This window comes from Lyngbya confervoides BDU141951 (assembly GCF_000817775.3).
Taxonomy (GTDB): Bacteria; Cyanobacteriota; Cyanobacteriia; order Thermosynechococcales; family Thermosynechococcaceae; genus Lyngbya; species Lyngbya confervoides.
This window is the reverse complement of the sequence record NZ_JTHE03000104.1, coordinates 66,593-93,118: the sequence shown is the minus strand read 5'-3', so window position 1 is coordinate 93,118 and position 26,526 is coordinate 66,593. Positions and strand designations below refer to the sequence as shown.

Below are 26,526 nucleotides of genomic sequence, written 5' to 3'. Positions count from 1 at the left end.
GGGGGCGGCTATTTGCATAAATGGACGGAGGGATCATCACCCTTCAGCCATGATCCCTCAGTCAAAGGGCCAAGTCCATTGGGTCATTTCGGGGCGATCGACACCATGGGTGTAAGCATGGTGGAGGTGGTCAATTATTTGATTTTTCATACGCTCCTTTACGTAGGCGGCAGCAGAGCCCAGCTTGGGCACCCGATCAATCACATCAATCACCAGGTTAAAGCGATCAATCTGGTTGCGAATGGCCAGTTCCAGAGGAGTATTAATATTGCCCTTCTCCTTGTAGCCTCGAACATGAATCCGCTCCTGCCGGGTGCGACGATAGGTCAGTTTATGAATGAGCCAAGGATAACCATGGAAATTAAACACCACGGGTTTATCCGGGGTAAAGAGGCTATCAAAATCACGGTCCGAGAGGCCGTGGGGATGCTCACGTTCGGGCTGCAGTTTGTAGAGATCGACCACGTTAATAAAGCGGACCTTCAGATCGGGAAACTCTTCTCGCAAAATCGCCGTGGCGGCCAGGGACTCCATGGTGGGAATATCGCCGCAGCAAGCCATCACCACATCAGGAATATCCGGGGCCTTGCCCTGATCATCATTGCTGGCCCAGTCCCAAATGCCGATGCCCTTGGTGCAGTGCTTCACCGCCTCTTCCATGGATAGATACTGCAGGTGCATCTGTTTATCGGCCACAATCACATTCACATAGTTGGTACTGCGCAAACAGTGATCGGTGACCGACAGCAGACAGTTCGCATCCGGGGGCAAGTAAATGCGGGTGACATCGGCACTTTTATTGGTGACCAGATCAATAAACCCAGGATCTTGATGACTAAAGCCATTGTGGTCCTGCCGCCACACCAGGGAAGAGAGCAGGATGTTCAGTGAAGAAATGGGCGATCGCCAGGGGACTTCTTGCTTGCAGATGTCCAACCATTTGGCATGCTGATTAAACATAGAATCGACCACATGGGCAAAGGCCTCGTAGGTGTGAAACAGGCCATGACGTCCGGTGAGCAGGTAGCCTTCTAACCAACCCTGGAGGGTATGCTCACTCAGCATTTCCATCACCCGGCCCTCCGGAGAGAGCCATCCCCCATCAGCATCCTCCGGCTGCCTCTGCGCCATCCAGGTCTTGGGGGTAACCTCATAGACCGAACTTAAGCGATTGGAAGCGGTTTCATCGGGACCAAACAAACGGAAGGTGTGAAGATTACGACGCATCACCTCCCGCAGATAGTCTCCCATAATCTTGGTATTTTCAACTTCTATCCGACCGGGATGGGCGAGATCCACGGCAAAGTCGCGGAAATTGGGCAGGTTGAGTTCTTTGCGAATCAGCCCGCCATTGGCCACCGGATTGGCGCTCATGCGGCGCTGCCCAACGGGCGCTAGGGCCTTTAGCTCGGGGATCAGCTTGCCTTCAGCATCAAACAGTTCCTGAGGACGATAGCTGCTGAGCCAGTCCTGGAGAATTTGCAGATGATCCGGGTTGCTGTGAATTTGACTCACCGGGACCTGATGCGATCGCCAGGTTCCCTCTACCTGGTGACCATCCACTTCCCTAGGACCGGTCCATCCCTTGGGCGATCGCAAAATGATCATCGGCCAGCGGGGCCGCTGGGCCTCACCGCTGCGCCGGGCTTCGGTTTGAATCGCTCGGATTTGGTCAATACAAACATCCAGCGTGGCTGCCATCATTTGATGCATGGCGGCGGGGTCGCTGCCCTCCACCAGGTATGGCTCATAGCCATAGCCCACAAATAAGCTTTCCAACTCCTGGGGTGAAATCCGGGCCAGAATTGAAGGATTGGCAATTTTATAGCCATTCAGGTTCAAAATGGGCAGCACAGCCCCATCTCGCACCGGATTGAGAAACTTATTGGAATGCCAGGCCGTGGCTAAGGGACCGGTTTCGGCTTCTCCATCTCCCACCACCACCGTAGCCAGCAGATCGGGGTGATCAAAGACCGCACCGTAGGCATGGGAAAGACTGTAGCCTAGCTCACCGCCCTCATGGATAGATCCGGGCATTTCTGGAGTGCAGTGGCTACCGATCTGGCCTGGAAAGGAAAACTGTCGGAAAAATTCCTCCAGACCTGCCACATCCTCACTCTTATCTGGGTATATCTCTGAGTAAGTCCCTTCTAAATAGACAGGGCCCAATACACCGGGGGCCCCATGGCCTGGGCCAGCAATGAAAATAGCGTTGAGGTCGTGCTTTTTAATCAGCCGGTTTAAGTGCACGTAGGTGAAGCTGAGGGCAGGAGAGGCCCCCCAATGGCCCAGAAGACGACGCTTCACATGATCGGGCTGGAGGGGCTGATGCAGGAGGGGATTGGCGCGCAGATAAATCATTCCCACAGCCAAATAATTACAGGCGCGCCAGTAGGCATTGAGCTGATCTAGTTCACTTTGGGTGAGGGGATTGGCCTTAATCTGATCAAAGCTTGACGTTTGAACCATGCAATGGTCCTCCCTGGCAAAACTGCTTCAAGTCTAGGACCCAACTCCTGACTTTGCACGGAGGATCGTCTCTGCTTCACCCAAAAGAAAAAGTAATTGGGAATACAAGCGCCCCCAATCAAGTCGCTCCCGTTTCCCCTCGACTATGCATGCAAAGGGTTGAACCACAAGGGATCTACCCATCAGGAGCCACCGCTCAGGGGTTCACAAAACGTGAGGATTTCCCTCCCTGGAATTGATAGTCAGGATTGGAGAATCCAATAGGAAACTTGCCTCAGCGGTGGACATCGCCCATGGATATCGCCCATGGATATCGCCCATGGATATCGCCCATGGATATCGCCCATGGCGAACAGACGCAGGGGAGTAATCAATGTCTATCGTTCTATACTAAGCGGATTCCCCCCTCCATCGAGATCGGGGTCTGCCAAGATTACCCTACCCTTCATGCAAGCTGGGGCTGCCCCTCACAAGGAAACTGAATCACTCATGAGTCAATCCCTCTACATCAGTACCACCGAAGCGGGGAGCGGGAAAGCACTGATTGCCCTCGGCATGATTCATCTCCTGCTGCGACAAACCTCAAAGGTCAACTTCTTTCGCCCCGTCATTCAGGAGCGACCGTGGGATCGCGGACTGAGCCCAGATCCGCAGGCCGATGAAGATATTGAACTGATGCTGCGCCACTTTAATCTGCCCCAGACCTACCCCGAATCCTATGGGTTAAGCTCTCGTCAGATTAATACGTTGATGGCTCAAAACCGCATCAACGAAGCGTTAGAGAATATCATTGCCAAATTTAAGCACCTAGAGCAGCAAGGGGGGTTTGTCCTCTGCGAAGGCTCGGACTACCTGGGGGAGGGATCAGCCTTTGAGTTTAATTTAAATCAGGAAGTCGCCAAGGCGCTGGGCGCCCCGATTCTGGTACTGGGCAATGCGGACCATCGATCCGTCGCAGATACCTTGCGCCCCCTTAAGATTGCCGTGGATACCTACGAACGGCATAGCTGCAATGTGGTGGGGATTCTCTTGAACAAGGCCAGTGCCGATCAGGTGGAGGCGCTACGGACTGCCCTGGTGGAAAGCTTTGGAGCCTCGCGCTACGTGCTAGGAGTGATTCCCTACGATCGCCGTTTGAGCTGTCCCCGCGTTCGAGACATTGCCCAACAGCTCCAGGCAGAGGTCATTTATGGCCACGGGGCGCTAGACCGGCTTGCGGCTCACTTTGTCGTGGTGGCAATGCAGATGCAGCATGCCCTTGGCTGGATTCAGGAGGACAGTTTAATCATCACGCCGGGCGATCGCGGAGATGTGATTGTGGGGATGATCCAAGCCCACCAGTCCCTCAATTATCCCAATTTAGCCGGTATGTTGCTGTCCACAGGCCTCAAGCCCGATCCGGCCATTACCAAGCTTATTGAAGGATTGGCCCAGCCCTTACCAATTCTGTCTGTGAAAACCGACACCTATCAAACCGTTTCCCAAATTCGCGAAATTCACAGTCCCCTGCGGCCCGACGATCGCACCAAAATCGAGTTAAGTATCCACACCTTTGAGCAGCATGTGGCATGGCCCCGTTTACAGGAGCGCATCAGCCTGGTCCCCCCCCAAGAGCCGACGCCGCGGATGTTCAACTACAATCTGATGCAGCAGGCCAGGGCAAAACAGCAGCATATTGTTCTTCCCGAAAGCCAGGACCCCAGAATTCTGAAGGCGGCGGCCCTACTCCAGTCCCAGAATTTGGTGCGGCTGACGCTGCTGGGCCAGCGGGAAGACATTGAGCGGTTAATTAAACAGCAGGGGATTGCCCTTAATTTAGAGGAGGTCAACATCATTCATCCGGCTGAAAGTCCCTGTCTAAAAGACTATAGCCAAACCTTTTACCAGCTCAGGCAGCATAAAGGTGCCACCCTGGATATTGCCCATGATTACATGCTCGATGCCACCTACTACGGCACGATGATGGTCTATCGGGGCGATGCAGATGGAATGGTTTCCGGAGCAATCCACACCACCCAACACACCATCCGGCCAGCACTTCAACTGATCAAGGCCAAACCTGGGGTCTCCCTCGTGTCTTCGGTCTTTTTAATGTATCTGGAGGATCGGGTGCTGGTGTATGGGGACTGTGCGGTCAATCCTACCCCCAATGCCGATCAGCTGGCAGAGATCGCCCTGGCTTCGGCCCAAACGGCTCAGGCCTTTGGCATTGAACCTCGCCTGGCGCTCCTGTCTTACTCCTCGGGGGAGTCAGGGCAAGGGGATGAGGTGGACAAGGTGCGCCAGGCAACTCAAATTGCGCGGCAACGCCGCCCTGATTTGTCCATTGAAGGTCCCATTCAGTACGATGCGGCGGTCGATCCGGCGATCGCGGCCCAAAAGCTGCCGGGTTCAACGGTGGCCGGACGCGCTACGGTTCTGATTTTCCCGGATTTGAACACCGGAAACAACACCTATAAGGCCGTACAGCGGGAAACAGGGGCGATCGCCATTGGGCCAATTTTGCAGGGCTTAAAGCGCCCCGTGAACGATCTCAGTCGCGGCTGTTCCGTAGAAGACATTGTCAATACGGTGGTGATTACAGCGATTCAGGCTCAGACTTAGGGCAGAGCTTGCCCAAGTTCAATCGCACTTTGGCCTAGCGGCTTCCGAGAATCGGCCCATCTCGCACACGCTGGCGCGATCGCTCCATTCCTCCTTTCGTTGGCCATGAGCCTCAGCCAGAACCTCAGCGGAGTGCTGCAAGCCTGTGCATATTTTGTGGCGAACAGCACCCCTCCCCAGGATCAAAGGCGTGAAGGATCTGAAACACCACGGCAGCGGGCAGAGTGCCATATGCCACATCTCCTTTCATTGCCCTTTAAGTCTATTCCACCTCCCCTGATTCCAGGATCGTCTAAACTGGCGCAAACAGTATCAAATAGAGCGAATACGATGATTTCTACGGAAGGATTATGCCCCTAAGGGGTATAGATATGCAGAGAGCGATTTGATACGGTGAGACGAGTGAATCACAACTAAGATTTTACACTTCGCGTTTTGTGTGGTGTTTTGTGTAGTTTAACGACTCCATGAGTCTCATTCCTGCGAATTGTTAATTTTTTCTCTGTTCATTCCTCCAGAACATCTATTCCGTTTTCTTGAGAGAGGCATCCGAATTATGGCTTACGAACTGCCAACCTTACCCTACGCTTACACTGCTCTTGAACCATATATCTCAAAGAGTACCCTGGAGTTTCACCACGACAAGCACCATGCGGCCTATGTCAACAAATTTAATAGTGCGATTCAGGGGACTGAGCTAGAGGACAAACCCATTGAAGAGGTCATTAAAACCGTGGCAGGCGATGCTGAAAAGACTGGCGTTTTTAATAACGCTGCCCAAGCATGGAACCATACCTTCTACTGGAACAGCATGAAACCTGGGGGCGGAGGGAGTCCCACCGGAGACCTGGCAAAGAAAATTGAGGCTGATTTTGGTGGCTTTGAAAAATTTATAGATGCCTTCAAGGACGCAGGCGCGACTCAATTCGGGAGTGGATGGGCATGGTTGGTTCTAGATCAGGGCACTCTCAAGGTAACCAAGACGCTGAATGCGGATAACCCCCTCACCCATGGACAGGTTCCGCTGCTGACCATGGATGTCTGGGAACATGCCTACTACCTGGATTACCAGAACAAGCGTCCCGATTATATCGGAGCCTTCTTAGAGAGCCTAGTGAATTGGGATTTTGCAGCTCAAAACCTAGCGACGGCCTAGGCAATCCAGCCGCGGGCCGGTTCCTGTTTCTTCCTGGCTCAGCTGAGACCTGTGATCAACAGCTCTGTTTCACTGAGACAGAGCTGATTATTCCCTTTGATCCCATTGAATTATGATCCTAGATCCTGATTTCCCGCACATTATCTGGTCCTTTACTTATCGGGGATGGCGGCTAGAGGTTGACCAGAGTGAGGACAACGGTCAGGTCCTGTATGCTGTGTGGGCCATTCACGAGAAGGGCTGCGCAGTCGCTGTTCCCTGTGCCCTCACCCAGTCCGATGCGATCAAGAGGGCGAAGCGATACGTCGATGCTCGGCTGAGCAACGCTTGGATCAATCTTGAGGGCAATCTTGAGGGCGATATCGAGGGCGATCGCTGATTGTGGCGTTGGGTGGGTTAAGCTCCCTATATTCTTCGGGAAGGTCGCCAAGCGCAGAGGCCATTCCGGTGGAGTATTGTCTCGAGTGAAGTATTGTCTCGAGACAAAATTCAGAACACCCTCCAGAACACTCTCAACACGCTTCAGGAATGGGCGAGATCCCGCTACAGTATCCTCAATACCTCTCTCCATCCTTTCCATCCATGGTTTGGACCCCTCTCCACGCTTACCTCCATACCCTCCTGCGCCAGCATCCCTACCTCCCCCCGCGATCGCGCCTGCTCCTCGGGTTTTCTGGTGGCCAGGATTCCCTATGCCTATTGCAGCTGCTGCGCGACCTGCAACCTAAATGGCATTGGGATCTGGCGATCGCCCACTGCGATCACCGCTGGCCCCCGGACTCCCATCTCAATGCCCAGCATGTAGCGCAACTGGCCCAAACCTGGCAGATCACGCTCCATTCCTTCCTTGCCCCCAAACGTCTCAAGGGCGAAGCCGAAGGGCGGACCTGGCGCTATCAAGTTATGAGCGACTTGGCCCAGCAGCAAGGCTATACCCATCTCGTTACCGCACACACCGCCAGCGATCGCGCTGAAACCCTCCTCTATAACCTGGTGCGCGGTAGCGGCATGGATGGTCTTCAGGCCCTTCTCTGGCAACGAAAGCTCACGGATATCGTGACCTTAGTACGCCCGCTGCTGGCAACGACTCGTGCCCAAACCCAAACCTTCTGCCAGGAGCTCAACCTGCCGATCTGGAATGATAGTATGAACCAGGATTATCATTACCGGCGCAATCGCCTGCGCCTGGATGTCCTGCCCTATCTACGAGAACATTTCAATCCCCAGGTTGACCGGGCGATCGCCCAAACCGCTGAACTTCTCCAAGCAGACGTCGAGTACCTGGAGAAGCAAGCTCAGAAACTTTTCATTGCTGCCCTCAATCCAGAGAACGTCAGGCAGATTGATCGCCAGAAACTGGCAGAGGCTCCCCTATCGCTCCAGCGTCGAACCTTACGACTGTTTCTCAATCCCATTCCGGGGCTGAACTATACCAAAATTGAGCAGGTCCTCCAGCTCCTCTACGGCAACCACCGCGATCGCACAGAATCCTTAGGAGGAGGATGGAGTGCCGAAGTCTTTCACCGCTGGATTCAGCTCATCCAGTAGCCCCTGCCAGCTTATTCGCCTGTTTTAGGAAAGCTTAAAACATTCTGATGAAATTGGATTTCCGAATATATACTGACCCCCGGCTTTGAGAAGATGGGTAACAATAGAGCTATCAGCAAACTCATTGATCACAAGGTATTTTCCATGTTTTCTGAGCCCACTTCACTGAGCTTCTTATCCACCATTTTCAGCGAAATTATTATTGCAATCGGCCTATCTGCTTATCTCGTATCCGATATAAAGCGCAAGCAGAACCCATAACGCTGCAGTCCAATGGACTTTTGTCTCTCCTAGAACCCTTACTCGCCGCCAGGGAGAACAACTACAGGAGATCGACGACCTATATTGACCGCTTCAGTTCCTCGCCTAGATGTCATAGCATCGAGCTTCTAAGGCCTCAGGAAACTCTTCACAGTACATCTCAAACTGACTCTTTGGATTTTCTACAAAGTCACTCTTGCGTAAGATATCGGTAACCGACACAATTCCCATCAGCCCATCTTTAATCACTGGTGCGCGGCGAATCTTGGCCTGAGAAAACAGCCGTGCCACATACTCAACCCCAAGTTCTGGATTAACCACCACACAGGGCTTGGTCATCACCTCAAACACCCGCATTTTGCGCGGATCAAGTCCGTGGGCTGCCACCTTGTAAACAATATCAGTCTCAGTCACCATTCCGTAGGGATCAGCATCATGGCGAGGCTCGACAATTAAAGCCCGCAGCCCTTTTTGCTTCATCTGGTCCACCGCTTCAGCCACCGTAGCCGACCCGCTAATGGTAGCCACATCGCGGGTCATAATTTCTTCAGCTCGCATCATTGGAGAAATTTTCCTTTTTATTTCATGGGTGGGTCGAACAATCCCTGCAATCTATCCTGACATCGATGACTGCATCTTTGACTGCAAAGCATGACCGAGCAACGGATTACTGAGGGGAAGAAACCGCACGCGTCAGGTTGGTAATCGGCGCATAAACCTGCGTCAGCTGATTCTCGCATACGCAGAGCACCATCAGGTAGTCACAGTGCGGGCATTCCGTCCGAATACACTGGGGCCTCTCCTCTCTGTGGGGGAGTGAGGCAAGCTCAATGGTGATGAGCTGTCGCTTCGCCAAACTTCCACAGGTGGGGCAATGGACAATTTGAGTCTTTTGCATGTTAATCCTCTCCGCCGATAAACTCCGTCAATCCCTCACCCATTCCACACACGCCACCCAAGTGATCCATGTCGATACAGAACGTGGCAGGAGCGCCAGCATTCAATCACAGGGAAATCGGGTAGGGTAGGATACAGACATCGGTTGGTAGTATAGTTTGTTGGCAAGATATCAGGCCATGGGTGAACATCTTGACCGCCACTCCCTTTGGGAACGCCTTGAACAGGGGCGTCAGGCAAAGGCCGCCAAGGGAGGCTACGCAGGCTACGGTTCGCCGCCCTACGGTCAACGGGTTGAAAACGGCGAACTTGTAGAGGATCCCAGCGAAGGCCAGGTCATTGAGCTGATCCGCCGTCACCATAAGTCAGGGAAATCGCTCCAGAAAATAGCAGATTGGCTCAATGAGCAGGGATACCGAACCAAAAGAGGACAACTCTGGCGACGCATTTCGGTAAAACGCGTCCTAGATCGCCTCTATGGACGGATGTCTCGACTCAGCCACCTTGAACCCCCATCCCTCCGTTCTCAACCCCAGACCTCAGAGGACAAGGCATTTCCACATCGAAAGACTTTGCCCCATCAGATCTAAACCGTGAACAAACTCCCCAAACTCAGTGCCACACTCCGCAACCGTCATCGCTGATGCCAACGCATCTCCAACCGACCCCTGCTCCTCAGCTCCACCATAAACTGTTAGAGCCTATAATATGAGGGATATCCAATCTTTATATTGTTTCATCTCTTTAGATAAGCCAGGGTAATTTCATCACATGTCGTCTCAGCCAGATTTGACTTGGGCCCCCAACCTGCAAGACGCCATTGATCGTCAGCCCTTGATCTTGCCCCCCCATGCTCCCCTTACCGAGGCCATTGCCCGAATCAGTCAGGCCCACCATAACCGCTGCTGCCTGCGCGGGAGCGATCCCGTTGAAGACTTCCAGCCCTCCTGCACGAGCTGCGTCCTGATTGTGCAAAACCATCAGATTCAGGGAATCATCACGGAGCGAGACATTGTGCGACTCACCGCCGAAGCCAGGGATTTGCAGTCAACCCTCGTCTCCCAGGTCATGATTCAACCTGTGGTCACCCTTGCCAAAGACACCCTTCAAGATATTTTTGCAGCCCTGTTTCTGCTGCGACGCTACCGAATTCGCCATTTGCCCATTTTAGAGGCCCAGGGAAAACTCTACGGCGTGATGACCCATGAAAGCATCCGTAAAGTTCTGCGGCCCGCCAACCTGCTTCAGTCCCGGCGGGTGGCCGACGTCATGACGCCCCAGGTTATCCACGCCTCACTGCACACCTCCGCCTTTCAGCTTGCCTGGCTCATGGCCGAACACCATGTCAGCTGTGTCGTGATTACCACGCCAGACGGTCAAGGCAATCCCAAACCCGTCGGCATTGTCACAGAGCGAGACATCGTGCAATTTCAGGCCCTTGGCCTCAATCTTCTGAAGACGCAAGCCGCACAGGTCATGAGCACTCCCCTGTTTTTACTCAGCCCCGAGGACTCCCTTTGGAAAGCGCACCAGGAAATGCAGCGACGGCACGTGGGGCGGTTGGTGGTTTCCTGGAATTGGGGTCAAGGCTTGGGAATCATCACCCAAACCAGTCTGCTACGAGTCTTCGATCCCATGGAACTCTATGGGGTGATCGAAAACCTGCAGCAAACCCTGCACCAGCTGCAGCAGGAGCAACTGGCTTCCCGCGGGAAAAATCCCCCCATGGACATGGCCCCCGCATACCCAGCCATCTCAAACAACACTGCGCCCCCTACACAGAAATCGGCGCTCAGCACAGGAGGCCATAGATCGCCCCCCGAACTGCAGATCATTCACCGCGCTTTGAATGCTCTGGCTCAGAATCAACATCTGCAAGCCAAAGACCTGAAACAGCTACACCAGGCTCAAGCCGCAGTGGCGGCCCTGGACTCCCGGTTAGGGCGCAACCGATAGAAAGCCTCCCTGGGTTCCGGATCTAAGTGTTTGCCCATCCTCAAACCTTCTAAAGCAGGCCCAAGCTATGGAGGGGACCATGCCCACTGAACAGTTCCAGCATCAGCGCTAGGAACCCAATCATCGCCAAACGCCCATTCCAACGCTCCGCCGCGTTCGTCAATCCCCATTCCCAACGCTCTTGGGGATAGAGCTTGACGTTGTTTTGGGGGCGCATCACCTCTGAAAAGTGGATGGGAGTCTGCTGACGTGCCTCAATCACCATGTTGGCCAAGTCATCGATAAACTCAGGATTGGTATTGAGCGCGGGCACCCGTCGGAAATTTTGAATCCCAGCTTCCTCTGCCACTTCTCGATATTCAATATCAATTTCCTGCAGGGTTTCAATATGCTCGGAAATAAAGCTAATGGGCACCACCACAATTTCTTTCACGCCCTGGTTGCCTAGCTCTTGCAGCATATCTTCGGTATAGGGCTGCAGCCATTCCACTGGGCCAACCCGGCTCTGGTAAGCCAGCACGTGATCGTTCGGACGCTGAAGGGTTTTCAAAATTGCGTCGACGCAGCCCTCAATTTCCTGCTGATAGGGATCGCCAGCCTCCTCAACATAGCTCACCGGAACCCCATGGGCACTGAAGAAGATGACTGCCTCATGGGGGTTTTCACACTGATCCAGCTCTTGCGCAAGCAAATGAGCCATGGCTTGCACGTAGCCTGGTCGATCGTACCAGGACGGAATCACCGTGTAATTAATTTGCTTGAGGGCTTCATCCTGGGTCCAGAGGTCCTCTAACAGCCGAAAGCTCGACCCACTGGTGCTAATGGAAAACTGGGGATAAAGGGGCAAAATGACCAGGTCGCTAATGTCGTCGGCCTTGATCCGGTCCACAGCTTCTTCAGTAAAGGGATGCCAGTAGCGCATCCCGATGTAGACCTGGGCGTCATTCCCCTTGGCCCTTAAATTCTCGGCTAGGGCATGGGCCTGCTCCTCCGTGATGCGTCTTAGGGGCGACCCTCCCCCAATTTCCTTGTAATTTTCCTGCGATCGCTTGGCTCGGCTGGTTGCAATAACCCAAGCGAGAGGTTTTTGGAGCCAGGAAAATGGCAGTCGAATGATTTCAGGATCCGAAAAGAGGTTGTACAGAAACGGGCGAACATCGCTGGGCTGTTCCGGTCCACCCAAATTTAGTAGCAAAACCCCGACGCGACCCATAATTTAAAATTTCCTAAACATTCGTGACACGCATTCTCATAATTTTAACAATAAGTGCGGATTTGATCTGTCCTTCCCCTTAACAAATCAAGCGACCTTTGTCTATGGTGGCAAGATAAGGGGCTAAAAGCCTATTTTTTAATCGTATTCAGGTTAATTTCCGAATAATACACCAAAAAAGATAAAGGCATTCCTTTGCATTTTTTTTTAATCCCATGGACTGATTTGATTTTAGAGGGCAGGCATGGTAGGACGGTCTGAATCTGGGTTTTGCCCTTCGTAACTCTTGCAAGAAAATGTCAAAACACCTCCAGAGCAGCCTTGCTCTCAAATATCTATTTCTCTACAGTTTGCTGGGCTACTCTGCGTTTCTAGCCACCCAGGGGCAGGTGAATGCCTCCGGAGCCATCCTGGGGGGCAGCGTTGCCCTCTACAGCCTGCAAAAAAGCAGCTGGGATCAATCAGAAAATCAATCAGAGGAAACCGAGGAACTCCAGCGGCAGCTTTTAGAAAGGCAGCACGAGCTGGAATATTACAAGTTCAAGCTGATTGAGGCGGATGTCCGATCGGGCTTTCAAAACCTGGTGAACCAAAACAAGCTGGAAATTCACCATTTACAAACTGAAAATCATGACGTTGCCGAAACGCTTAACCATCAGCAGCAAGAGAATCAGTCTAAGGCCCAAACCATTTCATTTTTGGAGTCAGAAAATACCCGACTCAAGGAGCAAATTGCCAAGATGGAAAAAGATCGGCTCTTAACCTTGAAGCGATCCCTGAAGCAGGACCCCCTGCTTCGCCCCCAGGAAGAAGCAGCACCCGATAGCAACAGCTCTCAGCCCCTGTCACAATAGCCAGACCAGGGATCAGCAAACCTAACCCATACAGCAAGCACACCATGCCAGATTCCAATTCCATCCAGGTTGCCGGTGACCTCAATGCCACCCATTTGATCCGCCAGTACGAAGACGAGTATCGAGCCATGCGGTCAACCCTTAAGCTTGACCAACAGCAGCAGCGCCTGCGTCAGCAAAAAGACATTTCTCCCGCTCAAATCTTTATTGGGATTTTTCTGTCCCTCAGTGCAGTGTCCACCATTTTGGGGGGAACTTACCTCGACTCTCAGGTCCAATGGGATCCTCAAAGGTCAGATCGCACTCCAGCAGCTGAATCTTGGGTCTTTCCCGTGTATTTCATGGCGGGAATGTTTTCAGTTTCCAGCATTCTGGTGTTTCGCAAAGCGGTTCGCTAAGGAGTCAATCAGGATGGGCCTCAAGTCCGGCCCTGGCCAGGGCCGCGTTTTTTTTCGCGTTTTTTTAGAATCCTCGACTCAGCCTGGTTGCAATTCGCTAGAGTAAATTTAATTCCATGGTCAAGTAATTTTGTGTTTGTAAGTCAACTGCATCGGTGGATGCTGCTGGTCGTCATCGCGGGCGCTCTGATTGGATGCGACGGACAAAGCCTGGAAAAAGCACTCGCTCCCGATCCAGAAACACAGCGCTGGAATAGCCCATCGCCTGAACTCACCTCGCCCCAACCCGCCGCCAAAGAAACGCCTCAACCCAAGGTAACCGTTACGCCCACGCTAGAAACACCCCAGCAATTTGTGGATCTAGAGTCGGCACCTAGCAATCTGCGCCCTCTCATTGAAGACTTAGCCCGTCTAGAGTTGCTCAACCCAGGCAGCCAAACCAATGCGGGAGATCCTTTATTTGAACCCAACCAGCCCATTGATCGCGCCACCTTTGTTCGCTGGCTGGTCCAAACGAACAATCGGCTGTACCGCGATCGCCCCACACGCCAGCTTCGCCTGGCAGAGGCAGAATCGGCTCAGCCAGTCTATACGGACGTGCCTCCAACCCATCCAGACTTCCCCTACATCCAGGGCTTGGCGGAGGCAGGATATTTGCCCAGCCCTCTCACGGGAGATGTCAATGAAAAAACCTTCCGACCCGCTGCCCCCCTAACTCGAGAAACGCTACTCAACTGGAAAGTTCCTGTGGATCAACAGAAAATTCTGCCCACGGCCACGGCGGCAAAGGTCAAGGAACTCTGGGGATTTAAAGATTCAGATCAGGTTTCCACCCCTGCCGCCAGCGCCATTGTCGCCGATCATGCCAACGGCGATTTAGCCAATATTCGTCGCATGGTGGGGGCTTCGCTGTTGCTTCAGCCTCAGAAGCCAGTCACTCGTGCGGAGGCGGCCGCCGCCCTGTGGTACATCGGCACCGAAGGACAGGGCTATTCTGCCAAGGAGGTGCTGCGGGCTGAGGTGCAAAGCGCCAGCAGCCCCACCCCACCGGCAGAGATCAGCCCCTCTGCTAGTCCTTAAAAGCCCCAGGGTGAAACCGCTAAAACACTATAAAATGACGGGGCAGACAGTAGGGTAGGTCAATGGGAGGCCCATGGATTGGGAACAGGTTTTTCACTTTGCTGAAACAATCACCCGCGAAGTTGGCGGACAAATTTTAAAGGACTACGGTCAGGTCCAGGCCGATGAAAAGTCTGACGGCAGCCTCGTGACTCGCTGCGATCGCTGGTCCGATGATCGAATTCGCCGCGCCCTTACCCAAACCTTCCCCGACCACGGCGTTCTGAGCGAAGAAGTCAGCCACATTTTTCCCGTCCAGGACTGGTGCTGGGTTGTAGATCCCATCGACGGTACCACCAACTTTACCCGAGGCATTCCGCTCTGGGCCATTTCCCTGGGCCTGCTCTACCAGGGCACCCCCGTATTTGGCTACGTGTACGTGCCCCCCCTGGATCACGCCATCTACGGATATTGGCAAGCCCCCGGCCAGGAAGATGGAGCCTTTCTCAACGGCCATCCCATCCACACTAGAGCGGCGGCCCCTGCCGCCAATCAATGCTTTAGCCTCTGCGCTCGCAGTATTGGCCTGCTAAGGCGTCCTTTTCCCTGTAAGGTGCGAATGTTGGGCGTAGCCAGCTATAACCTTTTGGGGGTAGCCCTCGGTTCACTGGTTGGGGCAGTGGAGGCCACTCCAAAAATTTGGGATATCGCCGGGGTTTGGCCCATTCTTCAGGCCGCAGGTGCCAGCTGGATCCCCCTGGATGACCAGCCCCCCTTTCCTCTGATGCCTGGACACAACTATCGCGATCGCCCCTTTCCGACCCTGGTCGTCAACCAACCAGATTGGATTGATCAGTTTCAAACCTTGATTCAGGCAAGCCGCGCCCCTGCCCCTGAGTCCTGATCCGCGAGATCCCAGGCAATACAATCTCACTCGGTCTCGCTCAAACAGTCTCAAAAGTGCCATAGTGCCCGCCGGGATATTCTGGATCTGTACCATACTAGTGAACCGGGTTGAGTAGAACGCCATGGCCACAGGGAAAGCACTATACGAAGGCAAAGCGAAGATCATTTATGCAACGGATGATCCTCACATCTTGTTAGCGCAATACAAAGACGACGCCACCGCCTACAACGCTCAAAAAAAAGGGCAGATTATGGGCAAAGGTCGGATGAACTGTAGCATTGCCACCCATTTATTCCAGAAACTGGAGGCCTCTGGTGTCGCAACGCACTTTATCGACCAGCCAGCCCCTGACCAAATGCGGATCAAGGCGGTCACCATCATTCCCTTGGAAGTGGTTGTCAGGAACATTGCAGCCGGGAGTCTCTGTCAACAAACAGGGTTGACCTTGGGCACAGAGCTTCCGAAGCCCTTGGTAGACTTCTACTACAAAGATGATGCTCTGGGAGATCCCTTTCTCTCCCGCGATCGCATCTTACTTCTGGAAGTCGCAACCCTCGAGCAACTGGACTGGATCACCCAAAGCGCACTGCACATCAACCAAATTTTGATGGAGTTTTTTCAGCAGTGCGCCATCACGCTAGTAGATTTCAAGCTGGAGTTTGGCCTGGATGGCCAGGGCCAAATCCTGCTTGCCGATGAGATTAGTCCTGATACCTGTCGCCTGTGGAATCAAGCAGAAACCGATCCCGATCGCCGCGTTATGGATAAGGATCGCTTTCGTCGAGACCTAGGCGAAGTGGAGTCAGCCTATGCTCAAGTCATGGAACGGGTTTTAGCTCAACCCGTCCAGTAAACCCTCTGTCGCGCTCGCTGGCTCGTTGAGCCGCGATCCCCTGGCAGGGCGTCCCTCAGTAGGCTAAAATACTGCCTGCTTCTGAGAAAAATGTGGGTTTCCAAGATGACACGGGTCATCTATGGGTGTTGAGTGGAGTGAAAAAAAAATTGAAAAATAAACTTCTGTCGCCCATTCTTGGGTTGAATATTCTTGGTTCAGGTCTTTTCTTCTGTCTCGTTCAGCCCCCTGCAGAGGCGGCATCATCCGACTTCCAACCCGCGGCGATCGCCCAGACCCAGAGCATTCCCCTCCTGGCCCAAGCCGATCTCGCCCCCCCATCCGAGGACAACTCAATCCCTGAAGCTCCCGCACAACCTGATAGCGAGCTAGAAATGAACGGGGTCAACTCCACCGAGGCACCGGGCGTTGAAGAGAATACCCGGCCCAATGGCTCAGTCGAAGAGAATGGCGAGATCGAAGATCTAGATTCAACCGGCGAAGATCCCCCAGGGACACCTCCTCCTCCCCTGGATACGGAAGATCCCCTCTCTCCCCCCCCGGCAGGAGATGTCCCCCCGGCAGGAGATGTCCCCCCGGCAGGAGATATCCCCCCGACACCGGTACCCACAGTTCCTCCCCCGGTCAGTCCCGGTCAAACTCAGGAGAGCGGCACACCTGAACCCCTGGTCCTGGTGTCTGAGGTCGCAGTTGAAGGCACCCAAGATCCTGAGTTGATCACTGCTGTCTACGAAGCCATCGCCACACGTCCAGGTGGAACCGCCACGCGATCGCAAATTCAGTCGGACATCAACGCCATCTACAACACAGGATACTTCAGCAATGTGCAGGTGGCCCCCAGCGATACCCCCCTGGGGGTGCGGGTCACCTATTTTGTGCTGCCGAACCCCGTATTGCGATCGGTTCAGCTAGCTGGAAACAAAGTGCTCACTGAGGAGGAGGTCGAAAAAATCTTCGCCTCGCAATATGGTGAGGTTCTCAACCTCAACCAGTTACAGACAGGAATCGACGAAATTAACCAATATTACCAAGAGAGCGGCTACGTTCTCGGACAGGTGGTGGGCGCCCCTCAAATTGATGCAGACGGCACAGTCACCCTCCAGGTTGCCGAAGGCGAGATTGAAAGCATCGCCATTCGCTACCAGAATGAAGAAGGTGAACCGAAAAAGGGGAAAACCAAGGAATACATTATTACGCGGGAGATGCGATCTCAGCCTGGAGAAATCCTCAACCGCGATAGGCTTCAGGCCGATCTCCAGCGAATTTTTGCCCTGGGCCTTTTTGAAGATGTGCAAGTGGCCCTTGAACCAGGAGAAGATCCGCGCAAGGTGGTGGTGAACCTGAATGTTCAAGAGCGCAAAACCGGTAGCTTTTCTGCTGGGGCAGGCTTTAGCTCCAGCAGCGGATTTTTTGGAACCGGTTCCTACACCCAAACCAACCTTCTGGGCCGCAACCTCAAGCTTAACGCCCAAGCGCAGGTAGGCACCCGAGAATTTCTGTTTGATATTGGCTTAACCAATCCCTGGATTAAGGGCGATCCCTACCGCACTTCCTATACCGTCAATGGCTTTAACCGTCTCACCCTCCCCTTGGTGTTTGACGGTGGCGTGTTTGACAACACCACCTTCATTAATCCCGCCGACCCCAATCTCAACGTCAACAGTCCTGCCTGTAGCGAGGTGGTAAACCCCGGCATTAACAGCCCCTGTGATGTGCGCCTCCCCGGCACGATTGATCCCGATACGGGCGAATTTATTCGCGGCGGTCGCCCCAGAATTAATCGTCTTGGGGGAGGCGTCTCCTTTACACGACCGTTCACGAAAAATCCAGATAAGCTGCCGCGCGCCTGGGTTGGCTCAGTGGGAATTCGCTACGAGCGGATCTCAGCACGAGATTCTGATTTGGACTTGGCTCCCGTTGATGAACTGGGCAAACCGCTCACCTTCAGCGGCGTCAAGGAGGCGCGAGCGGCAGGCTTTGACATCAACCAAGATCTGACACCCGCGCAGATTGCAGCCATCCGCGCCTTAAATTTAGACGCTCAAGATGACCTATTGAGCGTTCAATTTGGCATTGCCCGAGATTTACGCAACGATCCTGTTGATCCCACCAAAGGAAACCTGATTCGAGTTGGACTTGAGCAAACCGTGCCAATTGGGTCCGGATCCATTGCCTTTACCCGTTTGAGAGCCAGCTACAGCCAATTTTTTCCAGTCAAACTCCTGAGACTTGCCAAAGGTCCCCAAGCCTTAGCGTTCAATGTCCAAGGGGGAACGATTCTGGGCGATCTTCCGCCCTATGAAGCCTTTAATTTAGGAGGCAGCAACTCAGTGCGGGGCTTTGACGACGGCGATGTGGGCAGCGGCCGCAGCTTCCTGCAAGCCACTGCCGAATATCGATTCCCGCTGATTGATTTTCTCGGCGGCATTGGCGGGGTTCTCTTCGTCGATTACGGGACGGTCCTGGGCAGCGATAGCGAAGTCCCAGGGGTCCCCAGCTTAATTCGAGGCAAGCCCGGAGACGGATTCGGATTCGGAGCCGGAGTGCGTGTCAAAACCCCCATTGGCCCCGTGCGAATTGACTACGCCATTAATGATGAAGGGAGGGACCGGGTTCATTTTGGATTCGGACAGCGATTCTAAGCCTCCCAACCCAAACGGGCCAACCCATCAAGGCAGCATTCAGGCTAGATCCTTTGAATCTAGCCTACTTTTGGAAGTTCAGAATGTTCATCCAGCTCCCGTGTTGAGCATTCTGATAAGGTGATAGTCTAGTGTATGCTTACCTAGGTGTAACCCCGGATGCATGCCAACTGGATCAGCGCAAGACTAAATTGCAGCCTCTTTTGGCGGTATCGATGACGTAGTGTACGAGTTGACTATGCCTACCCTAACCAACCCACCTCTATCAACGATCGCGGAGGATGTGGCTGCTCACCCACAAACCTTAAACGTCGAAGATATTTTAAAGCTACTTCCCCATCGATATCCTTTTCTCTTAGTTGACCGCATTATTGAAAATACGCCGGGGAAGCGGGCTGTCGGGGTCAAGAATGTGACCATGAATGAGCCGTTTTTTCAAGGGCATTTCCCAGGTCGGCCCATCATGCCTGGGGTACTCATTGTTGAGGCCATGGCTCAGGTGGGAGGTCTAGTGCTGCTTCAAATGGATGACCTGCATGACAAGCTTTCGCTGTTTGCTGGAATTGATAAGGTCCGGTTCCGTCGTCCGGTGGTTCCTGGGGACCAGTTGATCATGACAGTGGAGCTGCTCTGTATTAAACAGCGACGCTTTGGCAAAATGCAGGCCCGTGCGGAGGTGGATGGACAGTTGGCGTCCGAGGGTGAGCTGATGTTTTCGCTGGTTGACTAAGTCCTGGTAGTTCCCCCCGAATTCATGCCTGGAGGAATTCCCAGTGGATGAGTTTTCGCACAGAGGCTCGTTTTTGGCTGCGGGGTTAGACCACAACCGCTGCCAGGAGTCATTGGGAAATATCGGTTGGCCAAGTATCGCTTGGAAGGCATGGGTTGGAACATTAGGCATGACTTTTTCCAATCAACTGTTGTCCCGATGGTCAGGATTCTAGCTAACCTGCTGCCTCAATGGATTGAATGTCGAGGAGTGAGGTTGAGTCTGTTCGTTCTAGCCGGTTTCCTATTCCTGGGAACGCTAGGCAGCATGGGTCCAGGGCAAACCGCCAGCCATCGCTGCTTGCTGGATATTTATACCTCGCTATTTCCAACGGTAGGGGTGGACGGCGCCGGAACCCTCGCCTCAGTGTTGCCAGCCGCCAAGCAGATTGGGCTGAATCCGGCTCAAACTTACTACGCTGTGGCCTATCAAAGCGCTCTGGTAGAGCAGGCACGCTTTACCCCGATCACTCCGCTACAGTACGGGCATCGGCAAACGGTGCCAGCGGAGCGATCGCAGCTGCAGCGATTACCGGGGGCAGGTCCCGGCCAACGGGATGAATATTTAAGGCCAGAAGCCGCCCAAGCTTGGTTTCAAATGCAAAGGGCCGCCCGCGCAGCGGGGATCCAACTGGCCATTGCCGACTCCTACCGAACCGAGGCTGAGCAGGCGCGCCTCTTTGCCCGGCAAGTTCAGCGTCGCGGCAATAGGGTAGCCGCAGCCCAATGGTCCGCACCACCAGGCTACAGTGAGCATCACACCGGCTACGCCCTAGATCTTGCCGGCAGCGATATCAGCGGCCTATTGCATCCGGTCCAAGACCGCGCCGTTTGGCAGTGGGTGCAGCAGCATGGCCCTGCCTACGGGTGGGAAATTAGCTTTCAAGCTGGTAACCCCTTTGGAATTACGCCTGAACCCTGGCATATTCGCTACCTGTCAGCGCGATCGCGCTCTGCCCTAGGACTGGCCCCGGTCCCCCCGGTTCAGCTTGAGGCCCTTACAGCTACTCTCCGGCAAAGTCTCGTCACCCATCCCCCAAATTTTGCAGCCGTTGACCGCAGTCTGGGGATGCATGTTGGCTTACAAATTGCTCCCCGTGCCTCTCAGCTGCTCAGCGCAGTATCTGCCTGCCCCCCTCTGGATCCTCGTCACCCCCGGCAGAACACCCACTCATAATCGGAGGAAAGCTGCGGGCTGAAGCGATACCCTTCCACCGCAAACTGCTGTAACTTCTCAGGCTGCTCAATGCGCTGGCGAATCGCATAGTCCACCATTAATCCCCGCGCCCGCTTGGCATGAATCGCCACAACTTTATATTTCTCAGCTTTTTTCTCCCTAAAAACCATCGAAATCACGGGATAGTGCAGGGCCGCTGGGTCAACGGCCTTAAAGTACTCGCTAGACGCCAGGTTAATTAAGCAAGGATAGTCATGATCGGACAAAGCCCCCTTGAGTTGTTCAGAAATGTGACGTCCCCAAAACCCATAGAGGGTGTTGCCCTGGGCGGTTTGCAGCTTCGTGCCCATTTCTAGGCGGTAGGGCTGAATCAAATCCAAGGGCCGTAGCACGCCGTAAAGTCCCGAGAGAATCCGCAAGGACCGCTGGGCAAACTGCAAGTCTTCCCGCTCATAGGTGTCAATATCGATGCCCTTATAGACGTCTCCTCGAAACGCAAACAGCGCCTGGCGCGCATTCTGGGGCGTAAACGGGGTTCGAAAGGCCTGAAACCGCTGAAAATTAAGCTGCGCCAGCCTGGGACTAATCTTCATCAGATGACCTAGATCTTCAGCACTCAGCGCCCGCAGGGAATCCACCAGAACTTGACTCCGATCTAGCTGTTCGGGGATGGAGAAATCTTCCCACGGCTCCCCCTGGAACTCTAAGGTCTTAGCTGGCGATATCACCATTAACATTCACACTACCGTCCCAGAGATCAACACTCTTTAAGATTTACCTCAGCACCCTGCACCCTCTCCCCCTGAACGTAACCAATGGGGCTAGCGGGTGGGCTTGCAAGAATATAAACCAAAATCATTGCAACATCTTTAACAAAGTGTTACATTATTTCACAAGAGGTTACAAACTCCAGAAATTGATTTGAGCCGTTCAGCTGGGTTGGCGAGCGTTGCCCCACAGTGGGCACTCAAATGGTTCTCGGTTTTCCTTGGGTGTGACAAACGTCCAACAACCTTCTTAAAGCGTCAAGCTGGGGCTTCTCCTCCCCAAGATACACAGCAAGTTCTTCTCCCTGACCTACCGGTCAGGGATTTTTTTTCCTGCCGTTGGGCGGGCGCAGTAAAAACCGACAACCTCCTTTGAGCTTGTCGGCAAACGTGTGTTCCCCATTGAAAACTCAGCTAACACCGAGTTGTTCATACTATGGCACGCTCAACGGCCCGTCCCTAAGCGTCGTATCACCTAGGACAGGTGATCTTGATCACAGTCCCTGGAACCACACCCGCAGTAGGGTCCCTCAAAATCTAGCGGAGCAGGTTAAGGCCGGTTGAATCTGATGGGAGAGGGTCTTCGCCACAAAGGGCTGTTCAGAATCCTGGGGCTGTACCTGAATCAGGGTAACGTCCGCAGGTTGCTGAAAATCACCCCAGGCATTTAATCGCCAAAGGTTGGGGGCGATATCTGCGCCAAAGGTTTTATCCCAACAGTAGGGAAACGTATCCCCGTGAAGCAGCAGAACTGGCTTTAGACGCTGGTCAGGGTTCCGAAACTGCGCTGCAGCCTGAACGAGCTGATGGCGATAGGGTTCATAGGCATCACAGACACGGGGGGTGGAGGAACAGTCGGCTTCGGCGGCGGGCTGGGTGATATCTGCCTGCATGACCACCACCACCGCTGCAGCCTGTTGGCTCGTCGCTTCCGCAAAGCTGTCCTGAAGCCAGTGCTGGTTCCGTTGATCTCGAAGATCGACTGCGGCCATCGCTTGCTCAGGGTCGTCTTTTAAAATTTGGGTGCGGCCATTGCTGGTTCCCACCACATGCAAGGTGACGAATAAAACATTCTGGTGCCACCAGCGGGCATTTTCGGGCTGATCGATCTGGATTTCGCCCTTTGAGGACAGGCCCACAGTTGGGGAAAAGAAAATCTGACGTAAATAATCCAGTCGATCTAGTTCAGATTTAGGCTCCGCTAACCCTTGGCGATCGCAGTCGGTCCAGTCGTTATCCCCTGGCGTAAACCACACCTGGGCATGCAGACCATAAATCTGGTCCCGAGACTGCTGCAAGAGGGGATCAGTACAGGATTGATTCCCCGGCTTAAAATCCCCATAATGCACCAGAAAGGGCACCTGGGCCGCAGTAATGGCCTCCTTAATCTCACCGCTCAGCAACGCAGACTCTTGCGGAGAATAGGGCATATCACCCACCGCCACAAATTGAAAGGGGGTAGCAGTCGGCTGGGCCAACCCCTGATGCTGGAAAGCCCCGCCGACCATTCCTGGCCCACAAGCACAACCCGCAATCATTCCCATCGCCCATCGCCCCAATCTGAGCACCGCTATGAAACCTCGTTTTGATTCATTCTCGTTTTATTGATTTACTAGCGTTATCTTAGCTTGGTCAGATCGGAACTAAAATCCAAGCTAAAATCTCGCTAAGCGTGGTTTCTTTGTCACACATGCGAAAGCACTTCTTTTCTCGGTCTGCCCTTGACCAAGCCAAGCAGATTGCCTTTGCGCCTGACCTTTGGAATCGTCCGCAGTTTCCAGGCCTCACGATTGACGGGCCGGAATCGCGGGATTTGGACGATGCGATCTGGGTTCAGGATCATCCGCAAGGGGTGGTAATTTCGGTGCATATTGCCGATGTGTCCGAGTTTATCCCCCTTGATTCTCCCCTAGATAGAGCAGCGATCGCCCGGACCCAGACTCGCTATCTTAAGCAAGGGAGCGATCCCATGCTGCCCAAGCTGCTGTCGGAAAATCGCCTCAGCCTTTTAGCCCAGCAGCCCCGCCCCACCCTCACCGTCAATATCACCCTGAATGTTCACGCACAAATTCAGGCAGTTCAGGTGTTGGAGTCCTGGGTCCAGTCCCTGGATCAGATGGCCTATGCCCAGGTGGACCGCATCCTGAATCAGCCCACCTCGCCCTTCTATTCCTTCTTTCACACCTGTCTCACCTGGGCAGATCGGCTTTACCAGCAGCGCACCGATCCCGAACAGCGCCGCAACCCGGATATGCCCGCGGGTGCCTGGTTAGATGAAAATGGCACCTGGATTATCAGTGAAGGGAGCCGCTATCATGCCTATCGGATTATTCAAGAGTTTATGATTCTGGCCAACCGGGCGATCGCCCATTGGCTAGCCCAGCGAGGGAGCCCAGCACTCTACCGGAATCACATTCCCAACACCGAGATCTTTGATCCAGCCTCCCTGTTTGCCCAACTCCGTCAGCAGAACTGGAGCGGCGATCTGCACCGCCAGCTTCAATGTGACTTATGCCGAGCTGAATATCAAGTTCAGCCCGTGGGACATTTTGCCCTGAAGCTATCGGCTTACTGCCATTTCACCTCCCCCATTCGTCGCCTTGCCGATTTAATTAACCACCGCATCGTGAAGGCGCAGCTGAAGCATCAACCCTTGCCCTATTCCACGCAAGCCCTCACAAAGCTATGTGAGCAGATTGAAGCGGTGAACCAGGCCCAAGCAGACGAAACGAAAGCCTACTTTAAAACCCAGCACCTGGCCCGTTTCGAGGCGCAGCTGAACCAGCCGCAGCCACTGGAATCCATAGAGGATCGAGAGTTTTCGCGACTGCTGCGCCATGCGATTACCACCCATCAGCTCAGTGCCCTCACGGGGCTGGTGGAGCAACGCCTGGCGCAAGGTCATCTTTCCGTTGAAGATCAGTTTGTAGTGCTCCTGCTCGGTCAGGATCGATCCCTCAAGGATCGAGTCTTTCAAAAACTGACCCAGCAAGTTTGTGATGCTCCCAGCATTATTTCCATCGCCCAGACTCAGCTTGAAACCTGGGAAAGATCCGAATACGTGCAGATGAACAACGAGTCTCCCTTTGCCGTTTGGCTGGAGGTGACCCTGGAGGGACAACGTTGGACCACAGCACAGGGCAGTTTTGCCCAGCGTAAGCAACAAGCGCGACACCAAGCCTGTTTAATCTGGCTCCAAGCCTACGTGGAGAATCAGTTAGTGCCGCCCGAAGCACGTTGCTGGGAACATCTGGCTGTCCCTGTCGCCCAGACCGTACCGACTGTGTTGCCGCCCGCATCCCCTCAGCAAAATGCCGTGAGCTGGCTCAACGAACTGTGTCAAAAATTTCAATGGGACAGCCCCAGCTACAGCTTCCTCACAGAAGAAAACGGTTTTTTATGCGAATGCCAGGTGGAAGCCGCCCAGGAGATTGTCTTGGGGTTTGGCAGCGGCAGCCGTAAAAGTCTGGCCAAGCAAGCCGCCGCTGATCAGGCCCTCCAACAGCTCTACGCTGCTCATTGCGCCGACAAAAGCACCGCGCCATCGCCCTCCGCTCGCTAATCACGTCCGCTAAACTAGGGTTTAAAGGCCTACCCTGGGGGCAACATGAGTCACGCAAATCGCGGTCATCCCATTCCCCTGCGCCTGGGACTGGGAATTCTTGGGGCAATCTTCCTCGCACAACGCGGTCCGGCTGCGGCCACTCCTTCGCCGCAGGCTACCCGCAATTTTCTGACCATGGAACGGAGTTTAGAGCAGGATTTTGAACGCTACTTCGGGGAAGATCTCGCCACCGTTACCCAAACGCCTCAAGCGGTTGCCGGCATCCTCGCCGAGCGGGCAACCCAAACCCAAAGTCGGGCGGCAGTGCTTTGGGTGATCCCGCGCCTGGACCATTTGCATCTGGTGTTGCTCACCCCTGACGGAGATCCGGTGGTGCGAGATCTCGACCATGTGCCACAGTCCTTACTTTTAACCACGGTCCGCACCTTTCAAAAAGAGATGGCCGATCTCAGTCAAGATCCCCGCCGTTCCCAGGCTGCACAACAGCTCTACGACTGGATCATTGCCCCTTTTCAGGACGACTATCTAGAACCCAATCAGATTGATTCCCTACTATTTTGCTTGGGTAATGGCCTGCGCGGATTACCCCTGGCAGCCTTACGCAACGAGTCTAGCTATCTGATCGAACAGTACAGCGTAACCAGTATCCCGGCTTTTAATTTAATTCAAACCCAATACCGTCCCATTCGCCGGGGGGAAATTTTAGCCGCGGGTGCCTCCCAATTTCAGTCCCTCGCTCCTCTGCCAGCCGTGCCCACCGAGCTAGAGCGGGTGCAGTCCCAGCTCCGGAACAGTCCCATCAGTTCTCAGATTTGGCAGGGGCGATCGCTACTCAATCAGCGCTTTACCCTGAGTAATGTGGAAACGGAACTGCAGCAGCATCCCCTCAATATTGTGCATTTGGCCACCCACGCAGAGTTTAAGCCAGGCCGTCCCCAACAGTCCTTCATCCAGTTTCACGATCGGCGCCTCAGACTGGATCAAATGGATGATCTGGTATGGCCGCCCACCCTGGATTTACTGGTTCTGAGTGCCTGTAAAACCGCCCTGGGCGATCCAGGCGCTGAGTTGGGGTTTGCTGGCGTTGCCCTGAAGTCTCGAATTAAGTCGGCGATGGGAAGTCTTTGGCAGGTCAGTGATGTGGGAACCCTGGCGCTTATGGATGAGTTCTACCACTATTTACCGCGCACCCCGACCAAGGCCCACGCGCTCCAGCAGGCCCAACTTCAGCTGCTGAAGGGCAAGGTTTACGCTAATGAAAGTCCCCTTTTACCCGCTGCTTCCCAAGGTCGAAGCGGATTGGGACCAGAGATCACCGCCGGGTCACCGGATTCTCCAGCCCCCCAGACCCATGAGTTTTCCCACCCCTACTTCTGGGCCGGATTCACCCTGCTGAGTAGTCCCTGGTAAAGCCGACTCCACAGCACCGGGG

At 54.0% G+C, this 26,526-nt stretch carries 22 protein-coding genes; 16 read left to right on the top strand and 6 right to left on the bottom strand.

The annotated features are described in order from the left end of the window. Positions 1-57: 57 nt before the first annotated feature. Positions 58-2,469 carry a phosphoketolase family protein gene (locus tag QQ91_RS18555; protein ID WP_166277188.1) on the bottom strand — a complete coding sequence of 804 codons (2,412 nt, stop codon included), beginning with the start codon at positions 2,467-2,469 and terminating at the stop codon, positions 58-60. Between the two features lie 489 nt (positions 2,470-2,958). Between QQ91_RS18555 and pta the strand changes: the two genes are divergently transcribed. From pta to tilS, 4 genes are all read left to right on the top strand, one after another. Further along, on the top strand, positions 2,959-5,073 hold the full coding sequence (gene pta / locus QQ91_RS18550) for a phosphate acetyltransferase (RefSeq protein WP_166277184.1): 2,115 nt from the start codon (positions 2,959-2,961) through the stop codon (positions 5,071-5,073). A gap of 556 nt (positions 5,074-5,629) precedes the next feature. Further along, complete coding sequence (locus QQ91_RS18545; protein WP_166277181.1) at positions 5,630-6,229, top strand: superoxide dismutase; 600 nt, start codon at positions 5,630-5,632, stop codon at positions 6,227-6,229. A 112-nt stretch (positions 6,230-6,341) separates the two neighbouring features. Next, the gene (locus tag QQ91_RS18540) at positions 6,342-6,608 is read left to right on the top strand and encodes a hypothetical protein (RefSeq protein WP_166277178.1); all 267 of its coding nucleotides are present in this window, start codon (positions 6,342-6,344) and stop codon (positions 6,606-6,608) included. Between the two features lie 203 nt (positions 6,609-6,811). Further along, complete coding sequence (tilS, locus tag QQ91_RS18535; protein ID WP_166277175.1) at positions 6,812-7,777, top strand: tRNA lysidine(34) synthetase TilS; 966 nt, start codon at positions 6,812-6,814, stop codon at positions 7,775-7,777. Positions 7,778-8,143: 366 nt separating this feature from the next. Here tilS and QQ91_RS18530 read toward each other — a convergent pair whose 3' ends face one another. Next, entirely contained in the window at positions 8,144-8,599 is a 456-nt protein-coding gene (locus QQ91_RS18530) for a CBS domain-containing protein (protein ID WP_166277172.1), read from the bottom strand. Positions 8,600-8,705: 106 nt separating this feature from the next. Next, positions 8,706-8,936 (bottom strand): hypothetical protein, encoded by a 231-nt coding sequence (locus tag QQ91_RS18525; protein ID WP_166277169.1) that lies wholly within the window; start codon positions 8,934-8,936, stop codon positions 8,706-8,708. A gap of 178 nt (positions 8,937-9,114) precedes the next feature. Between QQ91_RS18525 and QQ91_RS18520 the strand changes: the two genes are divergently transcribed. Both QQ91_RS18520 and QQ91_RS18515 read left to right on the top strand, forming a co-directional pair. After that, positions 9,115-9,525 (top strand): recombinase family protein, encoded by a 411-nt coding sequence (locus QQ91_RS18520; protein WP_166277166.1) that lies wholly within the window; start codon positions 9,115-9,117, stop codon positions 9,523-9,525. A 181-nt stretch (positions 9,526-9,706) separates the two neighbouring features. Beyond that, on the top strand, positions 9,707-10,891 hold the full coding sequence (locus QQ91_RS18515) for a CBS domain-containing protein (RefSeq protein WP_166277163.1): 1,185 nt from the start codon (positions 9,707-9,709) through the stop codon (positions 10,889-10,891). A 49-nt stretch (positions 10,892-10,940) separates the two neighbouring features. Here QQ91_RS18515 and hemH read toward each other — a convergent pair whose 3' ends face one another. Further along, entirely contained in the window at positions 10,941-12,104 is a 1,164-nt protein-coding gene (hemH, locus tag QQ91_RS18510; RefSeq protein ID WP_166277160.1) for a ferrochelatase, read from the bottom strand. 296 nt (positions 12,105-12,400) lie between these two features. Here hemH and QQ91_RS18505 point away from each other — a divergent pair, with 296 nt between their 5' ends. From QQ91_RS18505 to QQ91_RS18470, 8 genes are all read left to right on the top strand, one after another. Further along, the gene (locus tag QQ91_RS18505) at positions 12,401-12,958 is read left to right on the top strand and encodes a hypothetical protein (RefSeq protein WP_166277157.1); all 558 of its coding nucleotides are present in this window, start codon (positions 12,401-12,403) and stop codon (positions 12,956-12,958) included. Positions 12,959-13,002: 44 nt separating this feature from the next. Then, entirely contained in the window at positions 13,003-13,356 is a 354-nt protein-coding gene (locus QQ91_RS18500; protein ID WP_166277154.1) for a hypothetical protein, read from the top strand. Positions 13,357-13,488: 132 nt separating this feature from the next. Beyond that, the gene (locus QQ91_RS18495) at positions 13,489-14,436 is read left to right on the top strand and encodes an S-layer homology domain-containing protein (RefSeq protein ID WP_250833404.1); all 948 of its coding nucleotides are present in this window, start codon (positions 13,489-13,491) and stop codon (positions 14,434-14,436) included. Positions 14,437-14,509: 73 nt separating this feature from the next. Then, positions 14,510-15,319, top strand: a complete 810-nt coding sequence (locus tag QQ91_RS18490; RefSeq protein ID WP_166277151.1) for an inositol monophosphatase family protein — start codon at positions 14,510-14,512, stop codon at positions 15,317-15,319. A gap of 124 nt (positions 15,320-15,443) precedes the next feature. Continuing rightward, entirely contained in the window at positions 15,444-16,175 is a 732-nt protein-coding gene (gene purC / locus QQ91_RS18485; RefSeq protein ID WP_166277148.1) for a phosphoribosylaminoimidazolesuccinocarboxamide synthase, read from the top strand. Positions 16,176-16,324: 149 nt separating this feature from the next. Beyond that, on the top strand, positions 16,325-18,817 hold the full coding sequence (locus tag QQ91_RS18480; RefSeq protein ID WP_166277145.1) for a BamA/TamA family outer membrane protein: 2,493 nt from the start codon (positions 16,325-16,327) through the stop codon (positions 18,815-18,817). A gap of 238 nt (positions 18,818-19,055) precedes the next feature. After that, positions 19,056-19,547: a 3-hydroxyacyl-ACP dehydratase FabZ gene (gene fabZ, locus QQ91_RS18475; protein WP_166277142.1), complete on the top strand. Its 492-nt coding sequence runs from the start codon at positions 19,056-19,058 to the stop codon at positions 19,545-19,547. A 255-nt stretch (positions 19,548-19,802) separates the two neighbouring features. Beyond that, positions 19,803-20,762 carry a M15 family metallopeptidase gene (locus tag QQ91_RS18470; protein ID WP_166277139.1) on the top strand — a complete coding sequence of 320 codons (960 nt, stop codon included), beginning with the start codon at positions 19,803-19,805 and terminating at the stop codon, positions 20,760-20,762. Here QQ91_RS18470 and yaaA read toward each other — a convergent pair. Both yaaA and QQ91_RS18460 read right to left on the bottom strand, forming a co-directional pair. Beyond that, complete coding sequence (gene yaaA, locus QQ91_RS18465) at positions 20,735-21,493, bottom strand: peroxide stress protein YaaA (RefSeq protein ID WP_236095953.1); 759 nt, start codon at positions 21,491-21,493, stop codon at positions 20,735-20,737. The genes QQ91_RS18470 and yaaA overlap by 28 nt on opposite strands. A gap of 566 nt (positions 21,494-22,059) precedes the next feature. Further along, a complete protein-coding gene (locus QQ91_RS18460) occupies positions 22,060-23,067 on the bottom strand; it encodes a hypothetical protein (RefSeq protein ID WP_250833403.1) in 1,008 nt (335 codons plus the stop codon). 152 nt (positions 23,068-23,219) lie between these two features. Here QQ91_RS18460 and QQ91_RS18455 point away from each other — a divergent pair, with 152 nt between their 5' ends. Next, complete coding sequence (locus QQ91_RS18455; RefSeq protein WP_166277131.1) at positions 23,220-25,091, top strand: RNB domain-containing ribonuclease; 1,872 nt, start codon at positions 23,220-23,222, stop codon at positions 25,089-25,091. A gap of 45 nt (positions 25,092-25,136) precedes the next feature. Next, positions 25,137-26,504, top strand: coding sequence for a CHAT domain-containing protein (locus tag QQ91_RS18450; RefSeq protein WP_166277128.1), 1,368 nt, complete (start codon positions 25,137-25,139; stop codon positions 26,502-26,504). Positions 26,505-26,526: the final 22 nt, after the last annotated feature.